The following is a 17,218-nucleotide window of genomic DNA, read 5'->3' on the forward strand; positions in this document are numbered from 1 at the left end:
TATCAGGATTTTTCTTAATTTGATTGTAACTTAATCATGAAATATTTTTTTGTTTTATATCAACATGTTATCGTAAATCAAGTTATAAATTAGTTGTCTTTTTTATAAATGAAAATGTTAATTGAACAAAAAATAGTAAATTTTAAAAGGTCAAGTCCTTTTGGGGATAATTTTTATTAATAGGTAAAATATTAGGTTGCGATGTAATGAAAAAATTTAAATTATGTTCCGAATTTAAGCCAGCGGGTGATCAGCCAGAAGCAATAAAAAGGATTAATCAAAATCTTGATGATGGGATTGCGCATCAAACACTATTAGGCGTAACTGGATCAGGTAAAACATTTACCATGGCAAATGTTATTGCTAAACATAATCGCCCTACAATTATTTTAGCACCAAATAAAACATTAGCCGCTCAGCTATATGGCGAAATGAAAGCCTTTTTCCCTGAAAATGCGGTTGAATACTTCGTATCTTATTATGATTACTATCAACCTGAATCTTATGTACCGTCAACCGATACATTTATTGAAAAAGATGCATCAATTAATGAACATATAGAACAAATGCGTCTTTCTGCCACTAAATCACTACTAGAACGACGTGATGTTGTAATTGTTGCTTCGGTGTCGGCAATTTATGGTTTAGGAGCACCAGAAACCTATATGTCGATGATATTACACCTAACAAAAGGCACCATAACCGATCAGCGTTCAATCTTAACTCGATTAGCTGAATTGCAATACACTCGTAATGAAATAGGTTTTAGTCGTGGTACATTTCGTGTTCGAGGAGATGTTATAGATATTTTTCCAGCTGATTCAGACGATCTTGCTGTGCGCGTTGAGTTATTTGATGATGAAGTCGATCGAATTGTTATGTTTGATCCGCTTACAGGTAATAGCATAAATGAAGTATCGCGGATAACAATTTATCCAAAAACGCACTACGTCACACCAAGAAACATTATGGAAAACGCTATTGCCCAAATAAAGCAGGAACTTAAAGAGCGTCAAAAAGTATTGTTAGACAATAATCGTCTATTAGAGGAGCAACGTTTAACTCAGCGGACATTATTTGATATCGAAATGATGACCGAATTGGGGTATTGCTCTGGGATTGAAAACTATTCACGCTTTTTAGCTCAGCGTAATCCAGGCGATCCGCCAGCAACCTTATTTGATTATTTGCCACCTGATGGATTACTGTTTATTGACGAATCTCACGTGGCTATTCCACAATTAGGGGCAATGTATAATGGTGACCGTTCACGTAAACTTAATCTGGTTGAATATGGCTTTCGTTTGCCATCAGCACTAGACAATCGACCGCTAAAATTTGCTGAATTTGAAAACATCATGCCACAAACGATTTATGTGTCAGCAACACCAGCTAAATACGAAATTGAAAAATCAGGTAATGAAATTATTGAACAAGTAGTTAGACCTACAGGTTTATTAGATCCTATTATCGAAGTTCGACCAGTTGCAACGCAGGTTGATGATCTATTATCAGAAATCAAAATTCGTATTAATAACGAAGAGCGTGTTTTAGTGACCACATTAACTAAACGTATGGCAGAAAACTTAACTGATTATCTGTCAGAACATAATGTAACTGTAAAATATTTGCATTCAGACATCAATACGGTTGAACGTATGGAAATTATTCGTGACCTACGTTTAGGTAAAGTTGATGTACTTGTGGGCATTAACTTATTGCGAGAAGGTTTAGATATACCTGAAGTCTCACTAATAGCAATATTGGATGCTGATCGCGAAGGTTTTTTACGTTCAGAAAGTTCACTAATTCAAACCGTAGGGCGTGCAGCTCGTAATGTAAATGGTAAAGCCATATTATATGCTGATAGAATAACCCCTGCTATGCAAAAAACGATTGATGAAACTGCCCGTCGTCGTAAAAAACAGGAAGACTTTAATACAGCACACGGCATTACACCAAAATCAGTACGCAAAGAAATTAAAGACGTATTAGAGGCAGGTTTAAGTACCAAAAAATCAACAACCAAAGTACAAGCATTTGAACCAGGCAAACCTTATCAGTATGTTTCAGTTAAAGAAGTGCAGGCAAGAGTCAAAGAGCTTGAAGCAATGATGTACGAAGCGGCTAAGAATCTTGAATTTGAAAAAGCTGGTGTACTGCGTGATGAAATAAAAAAATTGCGTGCTGATTTTATTAAAGTATCTTAATAACTCATCTAACAAGGAAAATATGATGACAATAACACGAATTGATCCAGATAACCGCTGGTCTGAAGCAGTGATCCATAATAACGTTATTTATTACACAAGTGTTCCAGCTGATCTTGAAAATGACGCTTATGTACAGACCAAAAGTGCATTATCTGAAATTGACAAAATATTGGCTCGAGCTAACAGTGATAAATCACGTATATTAGATGTAACATTATTTTTAGTTAATAAAAGTGACTTTGCCGCTATGAATAAAGCATGGGACGAATGGGTAGCTAAAGGTAGTGCACCAGTACGTTGTACAGTGCAAGCTGGGTTAATGAAAAAAGAATATTTGATAGAAATTAAAATCGTGGCAGCAGTAAAAGGCTAACTCTTTCTTCACCGCCGATACTATTCGGCGGTATTACTTTGTTTATCATCTTCATTTTTCTGGGAACATGTGTTTTAATTGCTAACAGATAAAATCCTTACTATCCCCATTAATTAAATTTTAGTGTATACTTCACATACATCTTATTTTAATTATTCATACATTTGCCATGCATACTCAACCTAGAATTGCCATTGTAATGGGTTCCAAAAGCGATTGGACTACTATGCAACACGCAGCCGACATCCTTGATGCGTTAACAATTCCTTATCATGTTGAAATCGTTTCTGCTCACCGTACCCCTGATAAATTATTTTGTTTTGCTGAAGATGCCAAACAAAAAGGCTTTGATGTAATCATAGCTGGTGCTGGTGGTGCGGCTCATTTGCCAGGTATGTTAGCTGCTAAAACGCTGATTCCTGTATTAGGTGTTCCAGTGCAAAGTGCTGCATTAAGTGGAGTAGATAGTCTCTATTCTATTGTTCAAATGCCTAAAGGTATTCCTGTTGGTACTTTAGCAATAGGTAAATCTGGTGCAGCGAATGCGGCATTACTTGCTGCACAGATTCTAGCTCTACATGATAAAGAAATATATCAACGTTTATCAACATGGCGATTAACTCAAACTGATGAGGTACTAAATAACCCAGATCCAAGAGTGAATGCATAATATGAAACTTCAATCTGTTTGTGTACTAGGTAACGGGCAATTAGGGCGAATGCTTAAGCAAGCAGGCGAACCAATAGGTATAAAAGTTTATCCAGTTGGATTAGATGTAGATCCTACCGCCATTCCATATCAACAGTCAGTAATAACAGCTGAAATTGAGCGATGGTCCGATACGTCATTTACACAGATTTTAGCCAAGCATCCGCATTTTGTTAATCGAGATGTCTTTCCTATTATTGCCGACCGTTTAACGCAAAAACAGCTACTTGACGAACTTGGTTTACCGACAGCGAAATGGTTTTCGCTTGATCACCCTCAAGATTGGTCAACGTTATTTACTGAACTTGGCGATCGATTAATTGTTAAACGTAGAACTGGCGGTTATGATGGGCGAGGTCAATGGCGAATTGCTATTAATGGTCCAATAACTGTACCTGATGATATCTATCAACAAGCTATCGTTGAACAGGCTATCCCTTTCGAAAAAGAGATGTCATTAATAGGCGCTCGTAATGCAAAAGGTGAAACAGTATTTTATCCCCTTACCAATAACTTCCACCAAGACGGCATCTTAAAAATAAGTGTTGTACAACCTAACGAATCTCATTCATTACAAATAAAAGCGGAGCAAATGCTATCTGCTATTATGCATAAATTGAATTATATTGGCGTAATGGCAATGGAATGCTTTATTGTTGGTAATGAACTACTGATCAACGAACTTGCTCCACGGGTACATAATAGTGGTCATTGGACGCAAAATGGAGCTTCAATTAGCCAATTTGAATTACATCTTCGGGCTATATTGGGACTTCCTTTGCCTAAGCCAGATGTATTTACGCCATCAGTTATGGTTAACTTAATTGGCACAGAATTAAATTTAAATTGGTTATCAATTGATTTGGTACATCTTCATTGGTATGAAAAAGAAGTTAGAGTTGGACGTAAAGTAGGGCATTTAAATTTAACCCATAACCAAACAAACAAATTGTTAAAAGCATTAGAGAATTTAATACCGTTATTACCTAATGATTATCAAAAAAGTATTGAATGGGCAAAACAAACATTAGCAATTTGAAAACTTAAAACAATTTGAGTGATTAAATTAAGGATGAAACCATGATCAACTTTAACCAAAAAATTAATTATCAGCGTTATGCTAGCAAACAGCGTGAAGCTCTGTCTGATGAGTACTCAATAGTACGCTGTTTTGAAAGTGATCGTGGACGCATCATAAACTCAGCCGCTATTCGTCGCCTACAGCAAAAAACGCAAGTTTTTCCATTAGAACGAAACTCAGTAGTTAGAACAAGACTTACTCACTCTATGGAAGTGCAACAAGTTGGGCGATACATAGTCAAAGAAATCGTTAATCGCCTAGGCAATGCTGGAAAATTAAAAAAATACGGGCTTGATAATTGTATAATGGCGATTGAAAGCCTAGTTGAAATGGCTTGTTTAATGCATGATATTGGTAATCCTCCATTTGGTCATTTTGGTGAGGCCGCCATTAATAAATGGTTTACTCTCCGTTTGGGTCTTGGCAGAGCAACAGATTATCGATTTCTTGAAATAAATGTTAGTGATAAAGAAGAAATAAAAGAACTTAAAACTAAAATTCGCCAAGATTTATCAAGTTTCGAAGGTAATGCACAAGCAATTCGTTTAGTGCATACAATATTACGTCTCAATTTAACTTACTCTCAGATTGCTTCAATTATGAAATATTCTAAACCAGCTTATTGGTCTAAGCCGGTACTGCCAGAATTTTCATATTTAATGAAAAAAGCAGGTTATTATTTATCAGAAGAACCATTTATTGAAGCGCTATCTAAACAGCTTGATATCAAACCATTTCATCGTTATCCATTTACCTATATTATGGAAGCAGCCGACGATATCTCATATTGCATTGCCGATCTAGAAGATGCGGTTGAAAAGAAAATTCTAACGGTAAAACAGCTTTATACTTACTTAGCAGAGGCATGGGGACCGATTAAAAAAGGTGATCTGTTTGATACTGTTGTCAATCGCCCTTATGAAAATCTAAATCAAAATGGATTTGATGCGATAGGCATTGATCAATTTTTTATGTACCTACGTGTCAACACTATTGGCAAATTGGTACCACATGCTGCTGAACGTTTTATTGAAAATATTGAAGAAATTTATCACGGCTCATTTAATCATGCCTTACTTGAAGATCATGGCGCAGAATATAAATTACTTAATATTTTTAAAACAGTTGGACTTGAACATATATTTAATCATGAATCGGTTGAAAATATTGAACTTCAAGGGTACCGAATTATTAGTGGATTGCTCGATATTTATAGCCCATTGCTTGATATGCCTACCAACGACTTTTTGAAATTGGTTGAGGATAAACATCACAAAAATTATCCTATTGAAACTCGCTTATATCATAAATTATCCTCAAAACATTGTGTCGCTTATAAACAAGCAGTTAACAAACTAAATTCAAATAAAGCAGAAAGTTTTGCGTGTATGGAATTCTATTATCGATGTCGCTTATTGCAGGATTATATTAGTGGCATGACAGATCACTTTGCTTATGACGAATATCGCAAGTTAATGGTAACATTCTAAATCCAAGTAATTTTTATAACAGCTAAGCACCACTAATATGCATTGGCACCATATTAGTGCGCTGTTAAATAATAAATCTAATTAACTATTTGTTATCTTTTGTTTTAACCTTCCAATCAAAACAGCCGAACTTTAATTTTATGATAGCTATATTTTTATAAATTAAGTTGCAGTAGCAAATTCAATTCAAGTTAATTTTTTTGGCACACTCTTTGCATAATTTAATCTGTAACTCACAATTTTTAGGAGCGATTGATGAAATTAGTTACTGTAGTTATAAAACCTTTCAAATTAGAAGAAGTTCGAGAAGCCTTATCCAATATAGGTGTTACAGGATTAACTGTTACCGAAGTTAAAGGTTTTGGACGACAAAAAGGTCATGCCGAACTTTACCGTGGTGCAGAATATAATGTCAATTTTCTACCTAAAGTTAAAATTGATTTAGCTATTCGTGATGATGAACTTGACCAAGTTATTAGTACAGTTACTAAAGCAGCATATACGGGCAAAATTGGTGATGGAAAGATTTTTGTCACTTCACTTGAACATGTAGTGCGTATACGTACTGGTGAAACCGATGACTCGGCATTGTAATTGATTGTTAAGGAAATCATTATGTTGAAAAAAATTATTCCCTTTTTAGTTATTTTATTCTCAAGTTCAGCTTTTGCCGAAGAAGCTGCTGTAGTTGATAAAGCGGATAACGGCTTTATGATGATCTGTACCGCCCTAGTACTTTTTATGTCGGTGCCAGGGATTGCTTTGTTTTATGGTGGATTATTACGTTCTAAAAATGTGTTATCGATGTTAACACAAGTACTAGTAACTTTTTCGTTAATAGCGGTGCTATGGATTGTTTACGGTTATACACTTGCTTTTGGTGAAGGGAACTGGTTTTATGGCAACTTTAACCATTTTCTATTAACAGGGATAGGTATTACAGATGTGTCAGGATCGATTTACGAGCTAATTTGGATAGCATTCCAAGGATCATTTGCTTGCATTACTTGTTGCTTAATTCCAGGTGCTTTTGCTGAACGAATTCGTTTTTCAGCAGTATTAATATTTATGGTGTTATGGTTTACATTTTCATATATTCCCATGGCGCACATGGTATGGGGAGGCGGAATTTTAGGTGATGAAGGAGCACTTGATTTTGCTGGTGGTACGGTAGTACATATTAATGCTGCGATTGCAGGACTAGTGGGTGCTTATCTGATTAGAAATCGTATAGGCTATAATCGTGAACCACTAAAACCATTTAACTTACCTTATGTCTACCTTGGAGCTGCTATTCTTTATATTGGTTGGTTTGGCTTTAACGCAGGATCATCAACGCATGCAGATGAAATCGCAGGTTTAGCCTTTATTAACACTGTTGCAGCAACAGCAGCAGCGGTTTTGGCATGGACGTTCGCAGAATGGTTTTTACGAGGTAAACCATCTTGCCTTGGTTCGGCATCAGGAGTGATAGCGGGATTAGTTGGTGTAACACCTGCGGCAGGTCTTGTTGGTGTAGGTGGTGCTATGTTAATAGGGCTTATTTGTGGTTTTGCTGGTGTCTGGGGAGTATCAACACTCAAAAGAATTCTAAAAGTTGATGATACATGTGATGTATTTGGCGTACACGGCGTATGTGGAATTGTGGGTTGTATATTAACTGGTATATTTACATCAGAATCGTTAGGAGGTATTGGTTATGCCGAAGGCATTACAATGGCAACTCAAGTAGGAATACAATTGATGAGTGTTATTACCTGCGTAGTTTGGACTACAGTGGTTGCTTATATTGCTTATAAAATTGCAGATATCATTGTTGGCTTAAGAGTATCAGAAGAACATGAAAGAGAAGGTCTGGATATTAATAGCCATGGTGAAAGTGCTTTCAATAGTTAATCACTAACCGAAACAGTCATTAATTAAAAATTAGATATAAAAACAGATTTAAACTCAAAATAATTTACAGGGAGATATTCCTATAATTATAGGAATATCTCGTGGTGTTTACAGTAATTTAAAAAACTACTGTAACAAAAAATATATAAAAACAAAATTAACGTCATATCACAAATAAGTGATATGGCGCTTATATTATAAAGAAAAAATAACAGTCACTAATTTTGTTAAATGCTTTATGGTTAGTTATTCAATCATTTATAGCGTGTAAGAATGCCTTGTTGAAGTTTTTTGTTTCCTTAACCAGCAGAACGTTATGTTAGAGCGTGTAATAGCATCGAATCAATCACAAATTTACTAAGCCACTTAATCCACAAGCGAATGACAAAGTGGAAAAAGTGATACAAACTTTGAATTGAGATATGACATAATCAGCAAATATTTATCGATTTAAAAGATAGAATGCAAAATCTTAAGCGATTTCGGGAAAGGAACCTTATGAGTTTTTAGAGGATTATTTTAACTATAAAGTATAAACAACTCGGTTTTTTTCTAAAATTTACATTTCTTTACAAAAAAGTCCGCCAAAAAACTAGCCAACTATTTTTTTTATGGTTATACTTTTATCGCTGTAGGAAAACAAGCTTATTAAATAAGCGAACAATTATAAAAATTCAAATAAAACAAAATATTACTTGACACGAGGAATGTAATGCATTATCATTTTAGGCACAAGGCACAAGGCACAAGCACTGGCAAACCTATGTCTTAAATTTATCAAATAATCCTATTCGACGAGTTTTTACACAAAACTTATTTATATCTTCGAAATTATCGCTCAAATCACCTAAAACAGCTTTGCTAGTATTAGCACTGTTATTATTGTCATCGTCATGGAATGTTCAGGCGAATGGTAAAAAGGCTCGAGCGGGTAATCGTAGCGATGCAATAATGCTATCAGAGTCATCAGTTATCCATTATGCAAGGCCGAATCTATTTTGGGGTCATGACGAATTCGCAGGCCCAGCTGACATATGGAATCCTAAGAAGGGCTTTTTAGTACAATCAATCAATCCTGAGTCATACAGCCTAAATTTCCCGACCACTGGTCTGGATGGTTTATATTTTGATTTACTCATAACTGGAGATATAGAAGAATTGACATGGGAACCAGTCACGCATGAGGGAATTACTGCAACAGTGACAAATGTTGTAGCTAATGATGTGTGGATTCCTTCTGGGAACGTGGGACAAGTTGTCGCCCGTGTTAAGCTAACAGGTCCAGAGGCAAGAAATCAATGGGACAATCCTAATCCTAGCCCAATTGCTAAGCCACAGTTACCGCAGACGTTTGAGTTAGTGGGTAGAGATATATATGGCGGTGAGGTAGTAAAATATGGATTTGTGTTAAAGCAGTGGTTCGTCAATCGTGGTAGTCAATTTAAAACTTATAGTGACCAGTTAGCATGGTGTAATAGTTTGGGTTATCGAATGCCACGGGTAAGAGATTTAACCAATGCAGTTTGTTCTGGTTGGGGTTCAGGAAGCCATTGTCAAGGCGCAGTAGGCGCCACACCTAGTTCATCAGGTAATCATTACAAGCGTCACATAGGCGCTGGCTTTTTCGCGGAGTGGGGCCCCGTGCACAGCTACACTGATGCGGGCTTCGTCCCCTATTTCTACTGGACGAGCGACGCTACAGGTATCTTCCAGTTCAATGTCTACTCGTTCCACGGCTACGTCGACGGCAACGGCATTGCCTCCCTCTATGGCCTTTGCACCGCACCTTAGCTTTTAGCGTTTAGTTCTTAATCCTTAGGGCGCGGAAGGGGGTTACGGTGCTTGAGAGGATAATATAACAAAGAATAAAGCCCCAGCACAAGTTGGGGCGCTGAGCAGGCAAAGTATGTGAGCCTTGAGCTTTAATGGCAGAAAACCAAAATAGCACCCCGACCGATACGCCTTAAAAGCTTGCGCTTTTGTTATTAACTGGCTGTTATTAACAAGTTATTATTAACTAACTATTATCAAATAACAAAAGCGCTTTTATTAAAAAGCCAAATTCAACGTAATAAAAAAATAGCTAGCCTATAAGTGTTTGATTTTATTTAAAAATAAAAATAAAAACTTCAATAAAATCAATAGTCTACCTGAGCGATTTTAGAGTAAAAACACGCTTATAGCACCACAATATTAATAAGCTTGACTTATCAGAGCGCCAAAATATACCAATAACGAAGTAAAGCTAGCACGTCAAACAGGGCTGTTGGGTGTGTTTGTGTTTTAGATGTTATCAGCAATATTAATCATTCCACCAAAGGTTAAAATGCCTGAAATCTGACATCATATTTTAATTAAAAAATTCACCTACTTTTATAACTGAATCATTTCTATCTTTATTTTTCTTTAAATTTATTTACATTTCTTTACAAAAAAGCCTGCCAAAAAACTAGCTAATTATTTTTCTAACGGCTATACTCTTATTGCTATAGGAAAATAAGCAAACAATTAAAAAAATTAAAATAAAACAAAATATTACTTGACACGAGGAACGTAATGCAGTATCATTTTTGGCACAAGGCACAAGGCACAAGCACTGGCAAACCTATGTCTTAAATTTATTAAATAATCCTATTCGACGAGTTTTTACACAAAACTCATTTATATCATCGAAATTATCTCTCGAATTATTATCGAAATTATTCACAAAATTATTTTCAAAAATCCCATTAGCATTAGTGCCGTTGTTGTTATTGCCGTACTCTTTAGAATCGCAGGCATTATCGGCTACTACTTCTAATTACATTCAGGGTACTGCGCCTTATTTAACCTTTGATGGCGGTGCGACTCATGCCGATTCAGTTAGTCCCTTATTATCAGTAACATTGCCCGGAAACAAAATTATTACTGTATCAAATGATAGCTCAAGTATGGAAAATCCATTAGTGTTAGATAAACTTTTAGCCACTTTTGCAGATATTAAGACATTAGTACCTCATGGGGATTATCCAGAAGTATTGGCAGATAAAGTTATTGCTGACAATGGTTATTGGAAGGATGATGATGGCGATACACTTCATCGTGTCAATTCAAGTAAATTAAAAATTAAATGGCAGAATTTATATGATCAAGATATTACTAATTATGTGAAAGATAACTCAGATAAAGCATTAAATGGCTGTGATGCACCTTATCAATTGACGTTAGAAGTGGAAGATGTGAGCATTAAGACAGAATATGGTATTCCTTCTGAAAGTGATAAATTTACTGGAAATAGGCATACCTATTATCTTTATCCCAAAATGGATAAACCACAATTTTGTTATGCTATGCCTAACTTAGAATATGATTGGCATTCAAATAATATACCTTACGATGGGGCAGTTTCTTCTCTTAACGATCCGAATGGCGAGTGGAATAAATATAGAGGATTTTATGCCTATAATCCAGCGAACCCTGGAGCAAACTTTCCAACCACAGGCTCTCATAATTTATTTTTTTACTTGAGTGTTGCAGGAATGAAAGCACAAGATATCGTTAATACGAATGGTCGAACAATTTCGACAGGAGGGGTAACATTAACGTTAAATGCTGAAAATACGCTACCTACAGGGCTTGTAAAAATTAACTTAACGGGTCCTAAGGAGAGTAATCCTGGTTCTTTTATTCCTTCAACATTTTATTTACACGATAAAAACAATGACCCATTGTATAATTTTAGATTAGAGCGTTGGTATGTAGCTAAAAAAGGCGGTGCAGGCGGTTATCAAAATGCCGTAGCGTTTTGTAATAACTTTAATGGTGGTGGGTATCGTATACCCAAAGTGCTTGATTTTACCAATGCAAATAGAAATGATGGTATGCCAAATTGGCAAAATGGTATAACAGACGGAAGCTATTTACGAAAAATTAGTTATAAAGTGAATGGTTATTGGATGGGAGGATTACTTAGCGAATGGGGACGTATGACACAGCTTTACTATAAAGACAGTGATTGGGAGTTTTTTAGGGTAGGAGATCCCGATTGGGATAACATTAATTTGGCGCATTATTGGACTTCAGACCAACGAGTGGACAATGGCATTGTAGAAAATTATGTTGTAGAAGCTAATGTCGGTATAGTTGGCAGTAGGTTTCATTCGGATCAATACTATAGAGTGGCTTGTGTTACACCTTGATTCCTTACCTTCAAAAATAATTATTTAAAACAAAATACTTAGTATTTTGTTTTAAATAGTAGATTGAACCCTTCTGCTATAAACTCTTTAGATTAATTTAGCTGTAAAAGGTTATGTCCATCCATGGTGAGTAATTCTTACAATTTAGCTATTCAAAAGATAGAGAACAAGAACTTAAGCTATTTATTAACTACTATAATACGATTAAATCGCATAAAGTAATTTCAGAGGAAATACCTTATGCGTTTTTAGAGGATTAGTCCAACATTAAGTTTTAATTAACAATATTCCCGATAAACACGTTTGTGATATCCATTGATAGCCTAGCTTTTGAATACGATGAAAACATTTAGAAAAAAATCAGGGTAATGTTTTTTTTGCTATCTTGCTAAATATTAAAGTAATTATTGGAACATCTAATAATTTAGGTCGATAATAGTAAGCATAACAGCTTAATTTTACAATAGCACATCACGGCAATTGATTTTTTGTTAACAGCTTTATTTAATCATCCCAAAGCATAATTGCATGATCTTCAGTTAATATTAACGGCGGTGCAAAAAGATACTCTTTGACTTTAGCTGGTAAAACCTGCATGTCATTAAAGTTAAATTGTAACTCAGGATAAACATTAGCAATTTCTTTTATACGGGAATCAAGTAATTCCTTTATTTTATTTGATTCTTTTGTAATAGCTATTTCGTCTTTTAGCATGCCAATTTGTTTTTTATGATGCTCTGACTCAAATATTTCATGAAAAACAAAAGAAAATCCCTTTTTGTTATTGGTTCTGTCACAATTGGGGCATTCTCTATATTCAGGATGATGCAATTTAAGTTCTTTAACACGCAAAGCAATAATTTCGTCGATATGATCGGTATAATAATTTAATGTGGGATCTAAATAAGCTAGCGTTCTGTGTTCAGGTATTGCGCTATTACTATGCACTAAGGTAAATAAAGGTTTTTTTAATATCTTCATTTTTGTAACTTCCTTTTAATTAAAATAAAAAGATAACAAGACCTTAATAAAGAAAATAGGCTGTTAATTTTATGTAAAAAAGTTTTTGGTTGACATAATACTTAAATATAAAAACAAACAACAAAATCAAAATAATTCATTATGTTATAATGAATATTTAAATTAATGAAATTAAGTTTCAAAGCATAGGTACTTAAAATAAAAAAATACTATTAAGAACAACTGCTATCAGAAAATGAAAAGTCTTATTTACTTATAAACCTTATTTAAAGGTTAATTACGGTATATTATCAATACAGTAAAACATTATTACTTAATAGTAAAAACTTAATAAGCGAATGACTACCTATTTTAAATAGCAAGCTGGTACTATTTAACATATTTAAAAATAATCACTTTTTTAAGACAGATTTAATTTTGGAAAGTTCAATAATATTGCTAGATTTCATCTTTTAGTTAAAGATTTTACTTCTAATTTTATAGACAAATACATAACGAAGTAGATCAATATATCACAATAAGTTTTAATATATTTAACTATTAAAGCTATCTAAAATAGTGTAGAGCACGGAATGATTTATTTTTTAGTAAAAAACTAGCAATATTGGTCAAATTATAAGACGATCATAATTATGGTGATGATTGTTGGGTTTTCAATGCTTTTGGATATTATAAATAATCAACTTAATATATAGGATTTCCTTACGCTGTTTATTGGAATTAAAAGAAATACAGCATAATCAGCAAATAGTTAGTGATACAACAGATACAAACAAAATTTTAAGTGATTTGCTCACTTTTATAATAGTAAAGTTAAACCACATAAGGCGATTTTAAATAAAATACCTTATGAGTTTTTAGAGGATTATTTTAACCGTGAAATATAAACAAATTGGTGTTTTCCTACATTTTAAGTCGAAAATGTCAGATGAGCTAACTATTTTTCAAGTTTGTTCTTTTTGACATGTTTTAAGTTAGGTAAAGCAATTGCCAAAAGAATAATACCCACTCCAATCCATTGATTAAAATGGACCGATTCGCGTAAATAAAAATATGAACAAGTGACCGCTACAGGCAGTTCTGCTGCCGACAAAATGGCACTTAATGAAATTCCAATTTTTGGAATTCCTACCGAAAACAAAAAAGGAGGCAATACAGTACCTAGCAATGCTAATAAAAATCCTAACTGATACAGTTTGTCGCTAATATCAAGTTTGAAGAAAAATAAAGGTGGAAATATCAAAAAAGTAACAATACATGCGCCGGTAATCATCCACGCACTTTTTTCAAGCTTAGGTAATTCGTTACCAATATTGCTGCTAGTACTAATAAAGAGTGAATACATCAGTGCTGCTAAAAAACCAAAAAAACAACCAGCTAAATTTAAACTAATATCTTGATTAAAAATACCTGCTGCTAAGCAGCTACCTAAGATAATTACAATAATCGCTGAAAGTTGAATAATACTAGGTTTGTTTTTGAAAAAAATAAAATCAATAAAGACGCTAATCCACAAATATTGCATTAATAAAATAATTGCAATTGATGCAGGCACTAGTTGTACGCATTGGTAATAACAAATACCGACTAATCCAGGAAATAGACCAACAGCGCAGACCTTCCATTTTTTTGTCAATTTTGTATGCTTTTTTGTTGGAGTTGCTAATTGTGCATTCGTTAATGTAGATACTTTTGGGGAGCGTATTATTTTGACAATAAAGTGAATACTCCATAACATTAACATTCCCAAAAAACATTGGATACCAGTGACTTCACCTAATTTATACCCGTCTTGATAAGCCGTCTTAACGATAGAAGATAGTACGCCAAAGCTACATGCACCTAATAAAACCAGTAAACCGCCTAAAAATTTATCTTTCATATCTAAATCTCGTAACAAAAAATAACATTGCCGATAATTTCGGCTAAAAAACACAATAAAAGACATTAGGGGAAGGATTATACAATTCATCCCCAGTGTCTTTTTAATAAATTAATCAAATTACAATGATAATTAATATTTCAAATATCTATTAATCTAAACGGATAAGTGATTATGCAGCACACTTACTTTTAGTATGGTCATAATTAAATGAATAATAAAAAACAATACCTAACACAAGTGCATATGTAGCAAAAATTAGCCAAATTGTTTGCCAATCTTTAAGACCATCATGTGTACACATGTCAACAACATAACCACTTAAAATGGAGCCAAAATAAGCACCAATACCATTAACCATGGTCATAAATAGTCCTTGAGCGCTGGCTCGAATATTTGAACTGACTTCTTTTTCAATGAAAATAGAGCCTGAAATATTAAAAAAGTCAAATGCACAGCCGTAAACGATCATTGAAAGCATTAATAGCACAAAACCAAAAGGTGTTGGATCACCAAATGCAAATAAACCAAATCGTAAAGTCCAAGCAATTAAGCTTATCATTATGACTTTTTTGATGCCAAATTTTTTGAGAAAAAATGGGATGGTTAAGATAAATGCGACTTCAGCCATTTGTGAAACCGATAATAAAATAGCTGGGTATTGCACAATCAAGCTATCTTTAAATTCTGAGACTTTACCAAAATCATGCAAGAAAGCGCCACCAAAAGTATTGGTGATTTGTAGTATTGCACCAAGTAACATAGCAAAAAGAAAAAAAACAGCCATAACGGGTTTTTTGAATAATACAAAAGCATCTAATCCTAAATAAGAAACCCAAGACTGTTTTTGGTTTTTAGATACAGTAATATTTGGTAATGTTGCACTATAAACAACAAGTATAGCGGATGCTGCGCATGCAACATAGAGTTGAGCATTACTCAACTCGAATTTGCATAAACTAATTGTCCACATTGCAATAATAAAACCAACAGTACCAAATACTCGTATTTTAGGGAAAACGGTTACCGAATCTAAGTTATGTTGAGCCAAACAGTGGTAGCTAATAGAATTGGATAATGCAATAGTTGGCATAAAAGCTAACGCATTGCCTAACATTACCCAAAATAAAATAGCTGAATTATTAACTGATGCAGCATAAAAAAGCGCAATGGCACAAACAGAATGACAAAGCATATATAGATATTTAGCCTGCAAAAATTTATCGGCAATAATACCAATAATAAATGGTGTAATTAATGCCGCTAAACCTTTGGTACTAAAAATCATAGATACTTCAACACCAGAAAAGTGTAAAGTATTAAATAGATAAGCACCAAAAGTGGCTAACCAACTTCCCCAAATGAAATATTGGAAAAACATCATTATTTTCAATCTATTCTTTATGTTCATTGTTTATTCCTAAAATAAAGTGAACTTTTTATAGAAAATTACCAATAAAAAGTATTGGTTAGAAACGTGCAATCGTTTTTGTTATTAGTTGTAAAAAAGTTGATTTAACTCTTTCTGCTGTCTCTATAACTTCTTCGTGTCCTAATGGTTGATCTAAAATTCCGCAAGCCATATTAGTTAAACACGAAATTCCAATGGTTTTAATGCCTGAATGGTGTGCGATAATTGCCTCGGGTACAGTTGACATGCCAACTGCATCGGCACCTAAAACACGAATCATTCTAATTTCGGCAGGTGTTTCATAAGTTGGACCTGTCCACAAAGCATAAACACCTTGTTGTAAGGTAAGATTAAGTTCTTTGGCTACATCAATTACTGTTGAACGCAATTGCTTATTATAAACCTCACTTACATCTAAAAAGCGCACACCTAAATCAGGGTTATTTGGTCCAATAAGAGGATTGTTGGCAGTAAGATTAATATGATCGGTAATCAACATTAAATCGCCTGGTTTAAAACTCGTATTGACTGCACCACATGCATTAGTGATAATTAATTTTTCAACACCAAGCATCTTCATCACACGAACAGGGAAAGTAACTTGATCTAACGAAAAACCTTCGTAATAGTGAAAGCGCCCTTTCATTGCCACAACTGTTTTGTCTCCGCATTGGCCAATGACTAATTCATTTGCGTGGCCAACGGCTGCTGATTTGGCGAAATGTGGAATTGTGTCATAAGGAATATGAACAGCATCTTCAAGAGTGTCGGCAAAAGGTCCTAAACCTGAACCAAGAATAATCCCAATTGTTGGTTCTTTATTTGTGTGTTTCTGAATAAAATTAACGGCTTGTTGAATATCTGAAGTCTGATGCATGATAGTATCCTTTCAAAAAAAATTAATGCTAAGCTAAAGTAAAATAGGTGAATATAATAAAACAGTGATAACCTATTGCTTAGTTTAATTGGGTAAAATCCCATAAAATAATTAAAAAACAAAATAA

Annotated in this window: 13 protein-coding genes; 9 read left to right on the forward strand and 4 right to left on the reverse strand. The window is 34.2% G+C overall.

Features of this window, described 5'->3' with window-relative positions:
- Positions 1-206 precede the first annotated feature (206 nt).
- From uvrB to A9G32_RS04885, 9 genes are all read left to right on the forward strand, one after another.
- A complete protein-coding gene (gene uvrB, locus A9G32_RS04845; RefSeq protein ID WP_065589339.1) occupies positions 207-2,210 on the forward strand; it encodes an excinuclease ABC subunit UvrB in 2,004 nt (667 codons plus the stop codon).
- A 25-nt stretch (positions 2,211-2,235) separates the two neighbouring features.
- Positions 2,236-2,586: a RidA family protein gene (locus A9G32_RS04850; RefSeq protein WP_065589338.1), complete on the forward strand. Its 351-nt coding sequence runs from the start codon at positions 2,236-2,238 to the stop codon at positions 2,584-2,586.
- A 169-nt stretch (positions 2,587-2,755) separates the two neighbouring features.
- On the forward strand, positions 2,756-3,256 hold the full coding sequence (purE, locus tag A9G32_RS04855) for a 5-(carboxyamino)imidazole ribonucleotide mutase (protein WP_034912110.1): 501 nt from the start codon (positions 2,756-2,758) through the stop codon (positions 3,254-3,256).
- Position 3,257: 1 nt separating this feature from the next.
- Complete coding sequence (purK, locus tag A9G32_RS04860; protein ID WP_065589360.1) at positions 3,258-4,334, forward strand: 5-(carboxyamino)imidazole ribonucleotide synthase; 1,077 nt, start codon at positions 3,258-3,260, stop codon at positions 4,332-4,334.
- A gap of 41 nt (positions 4,335-4,375) precedes the next feature.
- On the forward strand, positions 4,376-5,866 hold the full coding sequence (gene dgt / locus A9G32_RS04865) for a dGTPase (protein WP_065589337.1): 1,491 nt from the start codon (positions 4,376-4,378) through the stop codon (positions 5,864-5,866).
- 255 nt (positions 5,867-6,121) lie between these two features.
- Complete coding sequence (gene glnK / locus A9G32_RS04870) at positions 6,122-6,460, forward strand: P-II family nitrogen regulator (protein WP_065560700.1); 339 nt, start codon at positions 6,122-6,124, stop codon at positions 6,458-6,460.
- 21 nt (positions 6,461-6,481) lie between these two features.
- Positions 6,482-7,762, forward strand: coding sequence for an ammonium transporter AmtB (gene amtB / locus A9G32_RS04875; RefSeq protein WP_034912125.1), 1,281 nt, complete (start codon positions 6,482-6,484; stop codon positions 7,760-7,762).
- A gap of 882 nt (positions 7,763-8,644) precedes the next feature.
- Entirely contained in the window at positions 8,645-9,553 is a 909-nt protein-coding gene (locus A9G32_RS04880; protein WP_065589336.1) for a hypothetical protein, read from the forward strand.
- Positions 9,554-10,332: 779 nt separating this feature from the next.
- Positions 10,333-11,940, forward strand: a complete 1,608-nt coding sequence (locus tag A9G32_RS04885; protein ID WP_065589335.1) for a hypothetical protein — start codon at positions 10,333-10,335, stop codon at positions 11,938-11,940.
- Positions 11,941-12,444: 504 nt separating this feature from the next.
- Here A9G32_RS04885 and A9G32_RS04890 read toward each other — a convergent pair.
- The 4 genes from A9G32_RS04890 to A9G32_RS04905 form a co-directional block, all read right to left on the reverse strand.
- The gene (locus A9G32_RS04890; protein WP_065589334.1) at positions 12,445-12,921 is read right to left on the reverse strand and encodes a hypothetical protein; all 477 of its coding nucleotides are present in this window, start codon (positions 12,919-12,921) and stop codon (positions 12,445-12,447) included.
- Between the two features lie 937 nt (positions 12,922-13,858).
- On the reverse strand, positions 13,859-14,803 hold the full coding sequence (locus A9G32_RS04895) for an EamA family transporter (RefSeq protein WP_065589359.1): 945 nt from the start codon (positions 14,801-14,803) through the stop codon (positions 13,859-13,861).
- Between the two features lie 172 nt (positions 14,804-14,975).
- Entirely contained in the window at positions 14,976-16,214 is a 1,239-nt protein-coding gene (locus tag A9G32_RS04900; RefSeq protein ID WP_065589333.1) for a nucleoside permease, read from the reverse strand.
- A 58-nt stretch (positions 16,215-16,272) separates the two neighbouring features.
- Positions 16,273-17,091 (reverse strand): purine-nucleoside phosphorylase, encoded by an 819-nt coding sequence (locus A9G32_RS04905; protein ID WP_065589332.1) that lies wholly within the window; start codon positions 17,089-17,091, stop codon positions 16,273-16,275.
- Positions 17,092-17,218 lie beyond the last annotated feature (127 nt).

This window comes from Gilliamella sp. Gris3-2 (assembly GCF_001690345.1).
In the GTDB taxonomy this organism is placed as follows: Bacteria; Pseudomonadota; Gammaproteobacteria; order Enterobacterales; family Orbaceae; genus Gilliamella; species Gilliamella bombi.

What these genes read in the sequence shown, in the direction of transcription:
- uvrB (WP_065589339.1), top strand. Translation starts at nt 207, where the DNA reads ATGAAAAAATTTAAATTATGTTCCGAATTTAAGCCAGCGGGTGATCAG.
- A9G32_RS04850 (WP_065589338.1), top strand. Translation starts at nt 2,236, where the DNA reads ATGACAATAACACGAATTGATCCAGATAACCGCTGGTCTGAAGCAGTG.
- purE (WP_034912110.1), top strand. Translation starts at nt 2,756, where the DNA reads ATGCATACTCAACCTAGAATTGCCATTGTAATGGGTTCCAAAAGCGAT.
- purK (WP_065589360.1), top strand. Translation starts at nt 3,258, where the DNA reads ATGAAACTTCAATCTGTTTGTGTACTAGGTAACGGGCAATTAGGGCGA.
- dgt (WP_065589337.1), top strand. Translation starts at nt 4,376, where the DNA reads ATGATCAACTTTAACCAAAAAATTAATTATCAGCGTTATGCTAGCAAA.
- glnK (WP_065560700.1), top strand. Translation starts at nt 6,122, where the DNA reads ATGAAATTAGTTACTGTAGTTATAAAACCTTTCAAATTAGAAGAAGTT.
- amtB (WP_034912125.1), top strand. Translation starts at nt 6,482, where the DNA reads ATGTTGAAAAAAATTATTCCCTTTTTAGTTATTTTATTCTCAAGTTCA.
- A9G32_RS04890 (WP_065589334.1), bottom strand. Translation starts at nt 12,921, where the DNA reads ATGAAGATATTAAAAAAACCTTTATTTACCTTAGTGCATAGTAATAGC.
- A9G32_RS04895 (WP_065589359.1), bottom strand. Translation starts at nt 14,803, where the DNA reads ATGAAAGATAAATTTTTAGGCGGTTTACTGGTTTTATTAGGTGCATGT.
- A9G32_RS04900 (WP_065589333.1), bottom strand. Translation starts at nt 16,214, where the DNA reads ATGAACATAAAGAATAGATTGAAAATAATGATGTTTTTCCAATATTTC.
- A9G32_RS04905 (WP_065589332.1), bottom strand. Translation starts at nt 17,091, where the DNA reads ATGCATCAGACTTCAGATATTCAACAAGCCGTTAATTTTATTCAGAAA.